General features: G+C 64.1%; 12 protein-coding genes and 2 tRNA genes. 4 read left to right on the top strand and 10 right to left on the bottom strand.

All coding sequences use genetic code 11. The features are described 5' to 3' along the window. Positions 1-35: 35 nt before the first annotated feature. The 4 genes from AC069H_RS02195 to AC069H_RS02180 all read right to left on the bottom strand — a co-directional run bounded on the left by AC069H_RS02195 (position 36) and on the right by AC069H_RS02180 (position 1,722). Positions 36-476 carry a hypothetical protein gene (locus AC069H_RS02195; protein ID WP_478223912.1) on the bottom strand — a complete coding sequence of 147 codons (441 nt, stop codon included), beginning with the start codon at positions 474-476 and terminating at the stop codon, positions 36-38. Between the two features lie 77 nt (positions 477-553). Then, a tRNA-Ala gene (locus tag AC069H_RS02190) sits at positions 554-626 on the bottom strand. A gap of 37 nt (positions 627-663) precedes the next feature. Continuing rightward, positions 664-852 (bottom strand): DLW-39 family protein, encoded by a 189-nt coding sequence (locus AC069H_RS02185; RefSeq protein WP_034321928.1) that lies wholly within the window; start codon positions 850-852, stop codon positions 664-666. A 435-nt stretch (positions 853-1,287) separates the two neighbouring features. Continuing rightward, on the bottom strand, positions 1,288-1,722 hold the full coding sequence (locus AC069H_RS02180) for a DUF4145 domain-containing protein (protein WP_478231067.1): 435 nt from the start codon (positions 1,720-1,722) through the stop codon (positions 1,288-1,290). A 1,505-nt stretch (positions 1,723-3,227) separates the two neighbouring features. On the opposite strand from AC069H_RS02180, the gene AC069H_RS02175 reads away from it, so the two are divergent. Then, on the top strand, positions 3,228-3,416 hold the full coding sequence (locus AC069H_RS02175; RefSeq protein WP_478231066.1) for a hypothetical protein: 189 nt from the start codon (positions 3,228-3,230) through the stop codon (positions 3,414-3,416). Then, positions 3,403-4,074 carry a hypothetical protein gene (locus tag AC069H_RS02170; protein ID WP_478231065.1) on the top strand — a complete coding sequence of 224 codons (672 nt, stop codon included), beginning with the start codon at positions 3,403-3,405 and terminating at the stop codon, positions 4,072-4,074. The genes AC069H_RS02175 and AC069H_RS02170 overlap by 14 nt, the downstream gene beginning before the upstream one ends. 229 nt (positions 4,075-4,303) lie before the next feature. Here AC069H_RS02170 and AC069H_RS02165 read toward each other — a convergent pair whose 3' ends face one another. Both AC069H_RS02165 and AC069H_RS02160 read right to left on the bottom strand, forming a co-directional pair. Continuing rightward, on the bottom strand, positions 4,304-5,521 hold the full coding sequence (locus tag AC069H_RS02165) for a helix-turn-helix domain-containing protein (protein WP_478231064.1): 1,218 nt from the start codon (positions 5,519-5,521) through the stop codon (positions 4,304-4,306). A gap of 33 nt (positions 5,522-5,554) precedes the next feature. Next, positions 5,555-6,046 (bottom strand): NUDIX domain-containing protein, encoded by a 492-nt coding sequence (locus AC069H_RS02160; protein WP_478231063.1) that lies wholly within the window; start codon positions 6,044-6,046, stop codon positions 5,555-5,557. A gap of 263 nt (positions 6,047-6,309) precedes the next feature. Between AC069H_RS02160 and AC069H_RS02155 the strand changes: the two genes are divergently transcribed. Both AC069H_RS02155 and AC069H_RS02150 read left to right on the top strand, forming a co-directional pair. After that, complete coding sequence (locus AC069H_RS02155; protein ID WP_478231062.1) at positions 6,310-6,708, top strand: tyrosine-type recombinase/integrase; 399 nt, start codon at positions 6,310-6,312, stop codon at positions 6,706-6,708. Between the two features lie 93 nt (positions 6,709-6,801). Then, positions 6,802-8,052, top strand: coding sequence for a hypothetical protein (locus AC069H_RS02150; RefSeq protein WP_478231061.1), 1,251 nt, complete (start codon positions 6,802-6,804; stop codon positions 8,050-8,052). Between the two features lie 58 nt (positions 8,053-8,110). Here AC069H_RS02150 and AC069H_RS02145 read toward each other — a convergent pair. The 4 genes from AC069H_RS02145 to gyrB form a co-directional block, all read right to left on the bottom strand. Then, a tRNA-Ile gene (locus AC069H_RS02145) sits at positions 8,111-8,184 on the bottom strand. Positions 8,185-8,231: 47 nt separating this feature from the next. After that, positions 8,232-8,918 carry a DUF3566 domain-containing protein gene (locus AC069H_RS02140; protein ID WP_125679336.1) on the bottom strand — a complete coding sequence of 229 codons (687 nt, stop codon included), beginning with the start codon at positions 8,916-8,918 and terminating at the stop codon, positions 8,232-8,234. A gap of 35 nt (positions 8,919-8,953) precedes the next feature. Next, positions 8,954-11,479 (bottom strand): DNA gyrase subunit A, encoded by a 2,526-nt coding sequence (gene gyrA, locus AC069H_RS02135; RefSeq protein ID WP_478223913.1) that lies wholly within the window; start codon positions 11,477-11,479, stop codon positions 8,954-8,956. Between the two features lie 50 nt (positions 11,480-11,529). Beyond that, positions 11,530-13,497 carry a DNA topoisomerase (ATP-hydrolyzing) subunit B gene (gene gyrB, locus AC069H_RS02130; RefSeq protein WP_478223914.1) on the bottom strand — a complete coding sequence of 656 codons (1,968 nt, stop codon included), beginning with the start codon at positions 13,495-13,497 and terminating at the stop codon, positions 11,530-11,532. Positions 13,498-13,581 lie beyond the last annotated feature (84 nt).

Below are 13,581 nucleotides of genomic sequence, written 5' to 3'. Positions count from 1 at the left end.
CTTTGTCATCCGCGTACGGTGACGAACGTCATTCCTCAGACGCAGACCCAGCAGTAGAGGCGGTCGCCCCTGGTCGTGGCGGTGCGGGCGAGTTCCGCGAGGCCGGTCAGCACGGCGGCCAAGTCGGCGGGGTCGGCCTGGCCATCGAACTCCTCGGTCCGGGACCAGGGCTCGGCCACCTCGCGTAAGCGCGCTTCGTCGGCGTCGGACAGCGCGGCGGACAGCTCTTCGGTCAGCGGGACGACCAGACGTACGCCGTCACCGGCCAAGGCGACAGGTTCGACGGAGCGTCCGATGATGGTCTCGTAGTCGACACCGGTGAGCAGGGACTCCAGCGTGCCCAGCTGCACGAACGGGTCCACACCCTTGAGTTGGACGGTCGGCAAGGACGCCTCGGCGGGGCCGCCGACAAGGTCGATAGTGGCGGCCGCGGCGTCGTTGTCCGGTGCGGCGAAGTAGTCGAAGAGCACACCCATGCGCGCATTCTGGCGGAAATGAGAAGGCCACCCGCGGTGCGGGTGGCCTTCGTGAATCCCCTTCGTGAATCCCAGAGTGGAGCTGAGGGGAATCGAACCCCTGACCCCCGCCTTGCAAAGGCGGTGCTCTACCAATTGAGCTACAGCCCCGGATCGCAGGCGATCATGATAACCGCCCGCGCCGAAATCAGTTGTTGCGGGACGCGTCCGCGGCCTTGGCCGGAGCGCTTCCGTTCGTGGAAGCGGATCCCAGGGGACGCTCGGTGGGGGCGGTGGCCTCACGCCAGAGGTCGGCCTCGGCCTTGGCGGCCTTGTTGCGCTTGATCACGAACAGCACGCCGCCCGCGATGACCGCGAGTGCCAACAGCTTCTTCATCAGAAGCCCCCTCTTTCCGCCGATTTGCTCCGCCTACCCACCGATGCTACTGCACGCCGTTCTCCGGACGCCCGCTGCCCGACGTTCCACGTGGAACCGAAGACCGACGAGACTTTCCCGCCCACGCGACCCAACGTCGGGGGGTCCAGGGGGGCGAAGCCCTCCCTGGCGGGGGCTTGGGGGTTCGACCCCCAAAACGAAAAACACCCGGTTGCATCTGCGCATTTTGCAGATACAACCGGGCCAACCGGGTGGGCCCACCAGGACTTGAACCTGGGACCTCTTCGTTATCAGGTCAGAATAGGCCTCTGTTGACCTTGAGAATCGGTGTCCGACCTGCGAGACGAACGTCCACCAACGTCCACGGTGATCCGTTGATCACCGGCACGATTGTCGCCCAGTTCGTCGCTCACCGCTGGAGAGCGGCGAAGAAAGTTAGGCCGAATCCTTCTCGTCTGAGGGTGGCAGGAATGCCCTGACCTTGTGGTCCATCTCGTAAACGAGCTTGAGAAGCTGGGCGGTAAACGTCAACGTCCCCAACGCTTCATCCTCACCCGACGCCGGAAGCTCATGGGTCGCGATGTTGCCTCGCTTACGGATGAAGTCAACCCATGGCTGCATGGGCGGCGTCAGGTATCCAGTCGTGACCAGGTGATCCAGATAGAAGGCGAAGGGCTTTCCCGTTGCAGCGCCCTTGTCAACGGCGACATGCATAAGGATCTTTCGACACATCAGCTCACAAGACGTGTACGACGCGGACGATGCGTTTCGCCTGGCTTCCTCGTATGCCTCAGCGGTGTCACTTGGAACACCCTCGACCGGCTCCCCCGCCAAACCGCTCGGCGAAATGAAGTGGCTGTTCTTCACCATGCCTAGATGGCAGCTCGGACACCGGAGCCAAGAAACCGGCTTAACGCCACCTTCCTGCACCTCAGCTATCACCGCCGCCATTACCCTGTCGTGGCAATGCGGGCAACGCATCTGCATGTGCGCTCGGGTGTCCGAGACGCCACGAGAAGACGTGTTCGGCGCGCCGGTCGTCGTGTGGACGATCCCACCGTGTCCAGCCATCCGACGATGGTAGTCCCTAGGTCCCGAGGCAAAGTGGCCGAACACGATTCGGTCACTGGAGTTGTACGTAAGGCGGGGATGGAAGATCCTTGGCGCCGGAGCCGTCGGGCAGAGCTCGGCACTCCACCCGACGGCTACCTGTCTTACAGCAGCGCGTTAAGAATCGTGGTGATCAGCAAGATCCCGTCAAGGATCAGGGTGACCACCAAGATCAGCAGCTTGACGTACTGCGCGTGTAGTTCGACGGATCGGCGTCGGCCAGGGATTACGGCCCTGGACCGACGCCTCCGCCTTCTTCGGTCGTTCGCATCCGTTGACACGATCGGTTCTCCTGAGTTAATCGCCTCAATCGAGGCGTGATGCCCCGGCGCAACCGGTTACGTCGGGACAGGGGCGACCGGTGGTGCTTGTGGCCCGTGTCGGTCAGCGAGGACGCTAGAGCGCTCAGAAGGACCAGCGCAATTTCACCTGGGGACAACTGTGGATAAGTCGACCGGAAATCTGGGGACAACCTGTTGATACCTGTAGAACACCTGTTCATATCCTGGTGATCAAAACAGGTCGTGTCCGGAAACTTGCTGGTCAGACCCTGTGAGGATTCTGGGGACTACATGGGTGTAACTCGTACGGCGTGTCGCGAGAGTGTCGCTCCTTCGGCGTGTCGTGCCAACCCCCGCAAGCGCTTTCGTCCTCTGAAGGTCCTGTCGCCCAGCCCAGACGATGAGCCACACGTGAAACAGGGACCAGACCTAACGCGACCTCTGCGTATGACTCAGATGCCCCAAAATCAGGACGATCTTGTAGCAGGCCATTCACGGGACGCTCATGGTGGCCGAGCAGTAGCGGGACGCGTTGCCCCCACTGGTACGTGGACGTGCGGAGACTGCGGCCAGGAGATACACCCGCAGATCTACGACGAGGACGACTTCTTGGCTGCTGGGTTCACCGACTTGAAACCGCGAGTTACCCGCCAACCCGTCGGAGGCCGGCACAAACGACTCCAAGACGAGGTCCCCGAGCCATACGGCGACCGACACGCTGTGAGCGGTGGACGGGCGGGAGTACAAAAGGAGGCGCTCTGCGGCGCCCTCGTGTGGGTGATCGATGGACCTTTCGAGGCAGGCGTCGGTGGCATGGACCTGCGCAACTGCAAACGCTGCGAACACCTCGCCGATGGGCTCTAGTCCACGATCACGGGGTTGCAACTATCAGCTGGTCAGCCCGACGAGTTACCTCTGAGAGATGAAAATGTCGGACCTTGCCGGGATGATGGAGACCCAGAGCGGCGACGAACGGGAGGCGTCATGGCACATGTCGAAGCGGTCACCCGCGATGAGCTGCTAGAACGGCGGGACAGCATCCTCAAGCAGCTAGGCACTGATCTGACCACATTCACGGAGCGAGCGAAGGCGTTCAGCCTGGTCGGCGACGAGTGGGACACGTGGGATGAGCTGCAGAACATCGCGTTTCTTCTCGGCGATGACGAGCTCTGACCTTCAGGAGCAGGTAGATCGGTTCACTTCCGAGACTGAAACGCTGCTCCGAGCCTGCTTCGACGATGTCCCCGACAGCGAGGTCAAGACACGGGCCGAACGCGTCGTTACGGACATCAAGCCCGTCACTCTGAAGGCCAAGGGGCGGCCGCTTGCAGAACTGCACGTGTCTCAACGCTTCCGCCTGGACAGTACCGAGACCTACCTGGCCGTTGAGCAGTCAGTCTTCAAGCTCATTGCCAAAATCGACCGGACGCCTATCGTCCGGTACGACTACGACCGCGACGCTAGAAGCAAGCCTTCATCCCATATCCAGCTCCACGCTCATCGCGGAGCAATCTCGCATCTCCTCTCTCAAACTCGGCACTCCAATCCTCATGAGCTGGCGTCGCTCCACTTCCCTACGGGTGGTGCAAGGTTCAGGCCGTGCTTGGAGGACTTTGTGGAGTTCCTGATTCGTGACTGTCGGCTAGACGCCAAGGCAGGCTGGGAGAAAGAGGTGAACGCCGGACGAGAACGCTGGCGGCGTCTTCAAGTTCGCGCAGTCGTCCGCGAGGTACCGAGTGAGGCTGTCGCAGTGCTAGAGCGGCTCGGATACAAGGTCCAGCCGCCTGATGAGGCCAGGCTCGACAGTCAAAAAGCACTGCACACCTGGTAACCGCCTCAGATCTTGATGTTCGCCCAGCGCACGAACTCGCAAGCGTTTCCGACTTCCGACGGTCCTGCTCGGCGAGCGTGATGACCGTTTCCCGGACGTGCAAGTGGTAGCGGGTCTGCTGTGGCGAGACCTGACGCGCGAGCTGGAGCGCTTGGAGCGAGCGTGCCCGGTTCCCGTGGAGCTGGAAGCCGCGGCATTCGTCACTCACCACAGGAGCTTCAACACGAAGTTATCGCAGGTCAACAACCCCATAGTGAGCGGCCAGTCGCGCAAATTCGGCACCACGACGCCGAGAAGCCCGGTCGACGAGGTTCCGCATCGTCGACTTGCCCAGCGGCTGGTACCGCACCCAGTCCGGAGCAAGGTCCCTTGCCTCGGCGAGGTAGCGGAGTGCATCTGGGTAGTGCCTCACTTCGACGGATGCGGCGGCCAACCTCAACCGGTGGCCAGCCTCCCAGAACGCTGGCACTTCCCCACGTGTCGACGGCATCGATTCGGCGAGCCGCAGTGCCTTGTCGGGGTCTCCGGCTCGGGCCGCGTGGTCGACCTGCTGTAGTGCGGCCACACGCGGTCCGAAGATTGCAGCCTCGGTAGCGCTGTCGCCGCGCGAACGCATGGCCGCCGCTTGCGCCTCGGCAAGCAGGTCATCGGCGCGCCCCAGCCGCCCGGCCGACAAAGCCGCGGATGCGGCATTGAACAGCAGGTTGCCGAACACTCCTGCTCGCGCGGGATCTCGGTCGAGCATCGCGGGTTGTACCTGCTCAGCTGCCCTGACAGCAACCCTCTCGGCCTCGTCGAGCCGCCCTTGCCGGACCAACGTCCAAGCAAGGTAGCGAAGCGATATCGCTGTCTCCAGGTCCGGTGAATCGGACTGCCGAGCAGCGTCCAAAGCTCTCTCGGCCGACGTCCAAGCGAGGTCATCGAATCCGACTCGACCAGCCATTCCAGCACCGAGCCGGTACGCCGTCGACAACGCGCGATGCGCGGCAGCCTGTTCGTCTCCGCTAGTTGAGCGGACGAGCCGACGCGCGTCGGCAAGGACAACAGGCAGGGCGTGGAGCAGTTCGACGTGGCGACCATCGACATACGCGCGCCATGCCTCGTGTGCGGCGCGGTCAAGCTCTTCGATCTGGACTACCTCGTGAGCCTCAGCGAAGTCGTCCAGGCCGGGCACGTGCTCCCCGGCGGTGATCGCATGGCGCAGCGTCACGACGTCGATATCGCTCGGCGCAGTAACGAGCTGACCAAGCAGGCGTTCGTCCGAAACACCGAGTGCTTTGGCCAATCTCGCCAACGTCGTGGGCCGCGTGGTCTTGCGCGAGCCCTGCTCAATCCTCGCGACGGTGTCCACTCCCACCCCGGCCGCGTAGGCGAGTTCATGCTGTGACATGTTTCGCGCCTTGCGGAACCGAGCAAGATTCTCGGGGAGCTTGCTTCCGGTCGTCATGGCCCCTCCAAAGCAGACAGCGCCTTGACCAGGCTATCCGCTGGTCAGCGGGTTTCCGTCGTTGCACAACACCAGTTCACCTGTCCTCGCCGCTTCGAGGGCAACGGCAAGTCGCCGACCGAGAGTCGGCTTCAACCTCTGCGCGACCTCGTCGAGCTTGCAGAGACAGGCCCGGACGATCTCGGGATCGGTGAGCACGAGGTCTTGCACCTCTTGCTCAGTGATCAGTCCGCCGTCGAAAACGAACGCAACACCCTCTGGCATGCGCCCGTCGTCGGCCACGTGGTCGATCACGAGCAGTTGACCGAGTGGTCTGTCCAGGCCGATCTCTTCGTGAACCTCACGTACCGCTGTTGTCCAAGGGGCCTCCCCCGCGTCGACCGCTCCACCTGGGATTTCCAAGTGCGGCTTGTACGACGGCTCGACCAGGAGCACTCGGTCAGCGTCGTCACGGAACAGCACTCCAGCGGACATGCGCTTCCGGTCAAGCGAGCGCACATAGTCGTCGAACGGGAGGAGATCCACGTGGAAAGGCTACCCGGCCCTGTCCTCGGTGGGTTCTGTGCTCAAGAGGCATAGGTACGCACCAAGCACGGGGCGAAAACGGTGATCGACGCCCTGTTTTCGCACGTCAGATCACTCGAATATCGAAGTATGACGACAGTGAGCACCCACCCCACGTGGGTGACGTCAACGACGTCGATGGCAAATCACGCCGTCACGGACGACGCGATGGCGGCCGGCATTGCCACGCTCGAACCCAGGCCCCTGCGAGGTGAAAGCAACCCATGAGGCAAGAAGTATCGCTGCCTCAGCGGTGCGTCGAAGCCCTACGGGCCCAGCGGGCGAAGCAGGACTTCGCGCGACGTGTCGCGGGCGACCGATGGCAGGAGAACAACTTGGTGTTCGCGTCGGACGTCGGCACGGAACTGGATGCGGCGAACGTCCGGCGCGGGTTCCGGAAGGTATGTGCGAAAGCCGGGCTCAATCCGAACGAGTGGACGCCAAGAGAGCTTCGTCACAGCTTCGCGTCACTGCTCTCCGACAGCGGGATGCCGATTGAGCAGATCTCTCAACTCATGGGCCACAACGGGACGGCAGTGACTGAGTTGGTCTATCGCCATCAGCTACGGCCGATCATTCAGGAGGGCGCGAAAGCCATGGATGAGATCTTCTCGACGGTCTGAGGTGACCTGGCCTCACTGCCGGGTCCGGGCAACAACGCCTGGGCCCGGCAGTATTCACTCGACGTGACAACAGTCACAGTCGAAGATGGTCGGGTGACAGTCGCCGATCGCGCATTAGAGAAAGCCCTGAAGAGGGTGCAGAACATAGCCCGCAGACGCCAGGCCGGAGAGCCGCACGGGATGACCCGAGTTGTGCCTGGCCAACAAGGGAAGTACGTCACTTACGGGCGGAGCGCGCTGGAAGCTGTCGAAACTGCGGCCAAGCAGATCGCTGCCGACCTGCGTTTCGAGCACCTCGACGAGCCTGCGGATGTGTTATGGGACTTTGTCGACCAGTGTCAGGCCAATCGGCAGGATGATCACGTCAGCTCGTTCGTTGACGCGCATGCCCGTAATCCCTTCACAGCCATGTGCCGTGTCGAGGTTGATCACCTGATGGTTCAGCAGCCAGTCGACTTTTTCGGCGTCCGGCTCACCCCCGTAGACGAGATGCCAAAGATCCGACGCGACGTGCCTAACCTTGACGTTCATTCAGGCTGTATGGCTGAGATCCAGGTCACTGGTACCAGCCATGACCGAATGATCGAACGAGCACGCTCTCAAGCGGAGCGCGCGCTGCGGATCTTGCGAGTGGCGTTCCTCGACAAGCACAGCGTGCGGGCTGTGCAATTGCGATTCCAGGTCGGTGCTGTCGGCGAGCTAGACAACGGTGCCGGAGAGTGGCGCGCGTTGGACCGTGGCGCAATGCCACTAACGATCAGCCGGTCCACGGTTGAAGCCGCACGCGACCACCCGGCCGCGAGCTTGATCGGCGAAGCAACCCAAGACATCGAGCGCAAGGCCAACGTTGCTTTAGGTTGGATCGATCGCGCGGTGTTCACTGACGATCCGCTGGTAGCGCTGCTCTACCAATTCTTCGCTCTCGAAGCGCTCCTTGGCGACAAGGCGAGTGGACTGAAGGGCGAGCAGCTCGCCTTCCGGCGCGCAACGCTGAGCCACATAGCGACAGGAGAATTCCGGCACCCCTTAACCACTCTGTGGCTATACGAGGAAGTTCGGAACAATGCAGTGCACGGTGAGAACATGCCTGAGGTGGACTGGGGGGAGGTCCATCGCTTCGCCTCGGACGTCCGAGCTGCCCTCAACGAGTACCTCACGTTCGCTCGGGCCCAAGGTTTCTCGCGTCGTAGCGAGTTGACGTCCGCACTCGGTCAGCATCCGGATCGGATGCAGCTCGTTGAGTGGCTCCGTGAAAGCGGCGGACCACGTTGGGAGCGACTCGTCGCCAACCAGACGCTCTCCGGTGACGCCAGGACCTTGTCGAACCGACAGTCACCCATATAGTCACTCAGCATGAAAAAAGCCCGGTTCACCAACTTGGTGAACCGGGCTTTGACCTGTGTGGGCCCACCAGGACTTGAACCTGGGACCTCTTCGTTATCAGCGAAGCGCTCTAACCGCCTGAGCTATGGGCCCGAACGAGGAGAAGATTACAGGACGCCTTTCGGCGCCCTGCAACCGGGTCACTCTCGTTCGGAAAGGGTCACTTCCAGGCCTCCGGCAAGGTCGGCGGAGACGTTGTAGATGAAGGCGCTGACGGTGGCCAGCGCCGAGATCAGCACGATGTTGATGGCGCCGAGGATGGCCGCGATCCCGAAGACACGGCCGGCGCTGATCAACGGGTCGGCCGGCGCGTCGGCCCCTTCGCCGCCGACGAGCGACGAGTAGGTTCCGTTGAGTTTGTCCCAGACGCCCATGCCGTCGAGGACGGTGTACAGGACGCCGACGGCGACGAGCCACACGAAGAACAGCGCGACGCCGAGGACGAGGGACAGTTTCAGCACCGACCAGGGGTCGAAGCGTTTGATCTGCAGGCTGGCGCGACGCGGTCCGCGGCCGGGGCGGCGGAGAGCGGTGGGCGCGGCACGGGTGCGGGAGGCCGACGGGATGGCGGAGGGGGCGGGGTCGCCCTCTCCGCTGTCGCCGAAAAGCCTCTTCGCGGCAGTGCCGCTGACACCGTGATAGTCGGTCACGGTCGTCGCGTCCCGCTTCGGGTCCGAGTGGGCCACGTCTTCGGTGGCGACCGAAGACACCGAGACCGTCTGCTCGCTGGAGCCTTCGGGCTCCCCGGCGCCGCTGTCGCGCTGCCAGGGCGGGCTCGACGAACCCGCCTGCGCGCCGCCTGCTTCGGGCTTCTCGGATGGTGTCACGAGGTGTCAGTCCTTACCCAGTACGTGGGCGTCGTCTACTCCTGCTCCGACGCCGGGGTTTCTTCTCCTTCAGCACTACCTGCAGTGGCGACGTCTGAGGGCTCGTCCGCGTTGCGTGCGACCGCGAGAAGAGTTGTTCCTTCGTCGAGATTCATCAGCCGCACTCCCTTCGTCTGCCTGCCTGCCTTGCGCACCTGTCCGGCCGAAGTCCGGATCACCCCGCCGCTGGAGGTGATCGCGTACAGCTCGTCTTCGGCGTCGACGATGACCGCGCCCACCAGCCTGCCACGTTTCTGGTCGTACTGAATGGTGAGCACGCCCTTGCCGCCGCGACCCTGCACCGGGTAGTCGTCGGTCGGCGTGCGCTTGGCGTAGCCGCCGGCGGTGGCGACGAGGAGGAACCGGTCCGGCTGGACGACGTTGATGCCGAGCAGTTCGTCGCCGTCGTTGAACCGCATGCCCAGCACACCGGACGTCGCGCGGCCCATGGGGCGCAGGGCTTCGTCGGTGGCGTGGAAGCGGATCGACTGGCCTTCCGCGGACACGAGGAGCAGGTCGTCCTCGGCGGCCGCGAGTACCGCGCCGACCAGTTCGTCGCCTTCGCGCAGGTTGACGGCGATGAGGCCGCCGGCGCGGTTGGAGTCGAAGTCGGTGAGCTTGGTCTTCTTCACCAGGCCGCGGCGGGTCGCGAGCACGAGGTACGGGGCGACCTCGTAGTTCGGGATCTCGATGACCTGGGCGATCTGCTCATCGGGCTGGAACGCGAGCAGGTTCGCGACGTGCTGGCCGCGCGCGTTGCGGTTGGCTTCGGGCAGGTCGTAGGCCTTGGCCCGGTACACGCGGCCCTTGTTCGTGAAGAACAGGATCCAGTCGTGCGTCGAGCAGACGAAGAAGTGCTGGACGATGTCGTCCTGTTTGAGGGTCGCGCCCTGGACGCCCTTGCCACCGCGTTTCTGCGAGCGGTACAGATCGGTTTTCGTCCGCTTGGCGTAACCCGTGCGGGTGATCGTGACGACGACGTCCTCGACCGCGATGAGGTCTTCGACCGAGACCTCGCCGTCGAACGGGATGATCTTGGTGCGCCGGTCGTCGCCGTACTTGTCGACGATCTCCTGCAGTTCCTCGGCGATGATCGCGCGCTGCCGCTCGGGCTTCTCGAGGATGTCCTTGAGGTCGGCGATCTCGAGTTCGATCTCGGCGAGGGTGTCGATGATCCGCTGCCGCTCCAGTGCCGCGAGACGGCGGAGCTGCATGTCGAGGATCGCGGTCGCCTGGATCTCGTCGACGTCCAGCAGGCTCATCAGGGCGGGCCGGGCCTCTTCGGCCGAGGGCGAGCGCCGGATGAGGGCGATGACCTCGTCGAGCATGTCCAGCGCCTTGACCAGACCGCGCAGGATGTGGGCGCGTTCCTCGGCCTTGCGCAACCGGAAACGGGTCCGGCGGACGATGACGTCGATCTGGTGCTTCACGTAGTGCCGGATCATCTGGTCGAGACGCAGCGTGCGGGGCACGCCGTCGACCAGGGCCAGCATGTTGACACCGAAGTTCTGCTGCAGCTGGGTGTGCTTGAACAGGTTGTTCAGCACGACCTTCGCGACCGCGTCACGTTTGATCGTGACGACGATCCGCATCCCGCTGCGGCTGTTGGACTCGTCGGCGATGTCGGAGATGCCGGTGAGCTTGCCGTCGCGGACCAGGTTCGCGATGTTCTCGACCAGGTTGTCCGGGTTCACCTGGTACGGCAGCTCGGACACGACCAGGATCGTGCGGCCCTTGGCGTCCTCTTCGACCTCGACGACCGCGCGCATGCGCACGGAGCCGCGGCCGGTGCGGTACGCGTCCTCGATCCCGGAGTTGCCGAGGATCATCGCCTTGGTCGGGAAGTCCGGGCCCTTGATCCGGACCAGCAGCGCGGCGAGCAGCTCGTCGTCGCTGGCCTCGAAGTTCTCCAGCGCCCATTTGACGCCGTCGGCGACCTCGCGCAGGTTGTGCGGCGGGATGTTCGTCGCCATGCCGACCGCGATCCCGGAACCACCGTTGACCAGGAGGTTCGGGAACCGCGACGGCAGGACGTCGGGCTCCTGGGTGCGGCCGTCGTAGTTGTCGGAGAAGTCGACGGTCTCTTCTTCGATGTCCTGCAGCATGTGCATCGCGAGATGCGCCAGCCGGGACTCGGTGTACCGCATGGCGGCGGCGGGGTCGTTGCCCGACGAACCGAAGTTGCCCTGACCGTCGATCAGCGGGTACCGCAACGACCACGGCTGCGCGAGCCGCACCAGCGCGTCGTAGATCGCGGAGTCACCGTGCGGGTGGTAATTGCCCATCACGTCGCCGACGACGCGGGAGCACTTGTTGTACCCGCGGTCGGGGCGGAAGCCGGAGTCGAACATCGAGTACAGCACGCGGCGGTGCACCGGCTTGAGGCCGTCCCGCACGTCCGGCAGCGCCCGCGACACGATGACGCTCATCGCGTAGTCGATGTAGGAGCGCTGCATCTCCTGCTGGATGTCGACCGGTTCGATCCGGTCGTGGTCCGGAGCCGGCGGCAAGGTTTCCGTCATGAGGTCCTTCTCGTGGGAGCAGTCCTAGGGGACAAAAGAGCGGGACGTCGCTAGACGTCGAGGAACCGCACGTCCTTGGCGTTACGCGTGATGAAGGAACGGCGCGCTTCGACGTCCTCGCCCATCAGGACGGAGAACAGGTCGTCGGCCTGCGCGGCGTCGTCCAGGGTGACCTGGCCGAGCAGCCGGTTCGCCGGGTCCATCGTGGTCTCCCACAGCTCTTCGGCGTTCATCTCGCCGAGACCCTTGTAGCGCTGGATCGCGTCGTCCTTCGGCAGCTTCCGGCCGGCCTCGACACCCGCCTGGATGACGGCGTCGCGTTCCCGGTCGGAGTAGGCGTACTCCGGCTCCTGCCGCGGCCACTTGATCTTGTACAGCGGCGGGCGCGAGAGGAACACGTGCCCGTGCTCGATCAGCGGGGGCATGAACCGGAACAGGAAGGTGAGCAGCAGCGTGGTGATGTGCTGGCCGTCCACGTCGGCGTCGGCCATCAGCACGATCTTGTGGTAGCGCAGCTTCTCGATGTCGAACTCTTCGTGGATACCGGTGCCGAGCGCGGTGATCAGCGACTGGACCTCGGTGTTCTTGAGGACGCGGTCGATCCGGGCCTTCTCGACGTTGATGATCTTGCCTCGGATCGGCAGGATCGCCTGGTACATCGAGTCGCGGCCTTCCTTGGCCGAACCGCCCGCCGAGTCACCCTCGACGATGTAGAGCTCGCATTCCGACGGGTTGGTCGAGCGGCAGTCCTTGAGCTTGCCGGGCAGCCCGCCGATCTCCAGCGCGCCCTTGCGGCGGACCAGGTCACGCGCCTTGCGGGCGGCCATCCGCGCCTGCGCCGAGGAGATCGACTTGTTGATGATCGTCTTCGCCTCGGTGGGGTTGCGCTCGAACCAGTCGGCCAGCCATTCGTTCGAGGTCTGCTGCACGAACGTCTTGGCCTCGCTGTTGCCCAGCTTGGTCTTGGTCTGGCCTTCGAACTGCGGCTCGGAGAGCTTGATCGAGACGATCGCGGCGAGCCCCTCGCGCACGTCGTCACCGGAGAGGTTGGCGTCCTTCTCCTTGAGCAGCTTCTTCTCGCGCGCGTACGCGTTGACGACGCGGGTGAGCGCGGCGCGGAAGCCCTCTTCGTGCGTGCCGCCCTCGTGCGTGTTGATCGTGTTGGCGAAGGTGTACACCGACGGCGTGAAGCCGTTGTTCCACTGCATGGCGACCTCGACCTCGAGGCCGGTGCCCTTGGCCTCGAAGGAGATCACGGACGCGTGGATCGGGTCCTTGCTGCCGTTGATGTGCTTGACGAAGTCTTCGAGACCGCCCGGGTAGCAGTAGGTCTTCTCCTTGACCCGCGCCGCCTGGCCGGAAGCGTCCGCTTCGGTCTCTTCGTCGGCGACGCGCTCGTCGCGCAGCGAAAGGGTCAGGCCCTTGTTGAGGAAGGCCATCTCCTGAAGACGCCGGGAGATCGTCTCGAAGTTGTACGTCGTGGTTTCGAAGATGTCGCCGTCGGCCCAGAAGGTGATCGTGGTGCCGGTGTCCTCGGCGGGGCCGAGATCCTCCAGCTCACCGGGGATCTGGTCGGTGTACACCTGCCGCCAGCTGTGCCCGCCGCGTTTGACCTCGGCGATCAGCTTGGTCGAGAGCGCGTTCACCACGGAGACGCCGACGCCGTGCAGACCACCGGAGACCGCGTAGGAGTCACTGTCGAACTTGCCGCCCGCGTGGAGCACGGTGAGCACGACCTCCAGGGTCGGCTTCTGCTCCTTGGGGTGGATGTCGACCGGGATGCCGCGGCCGTCGTCGACGACGCGCACCCCGCCGTCGGCCAGCAAGGTAACCTCGACCTTGGTCGCGTAACCGGCCATCGCCTCGTCGACGGAGTTGTCGACCACCTCCTGGACGAGGTGGTGGAGGCCGCGTTCACCGGTGGAACCGATGTACATACCGGGACGCTTGCGGACGGCTTCGAGGCCTTCGAGCACCGTGATCGACGACGCGTTGTACTCGCTCTTGTTCTCGGTCACAGGCGTTGATTCTCCTCGTCTCGCCCGAGCGGACGCTCGCTCATCCCCAGTGTACTTGGCCGCGTTCGCAGGCATGCGGCAAGG

This window comes from Amycolatopsis sp. NPDC043887 (assembly GCF_056435665.1).
The sequence above is the reverse complement of the archived record's forward strand: the minus strand, read 5'-3'. Positions and strand labels throughout refer to the sequence as shown.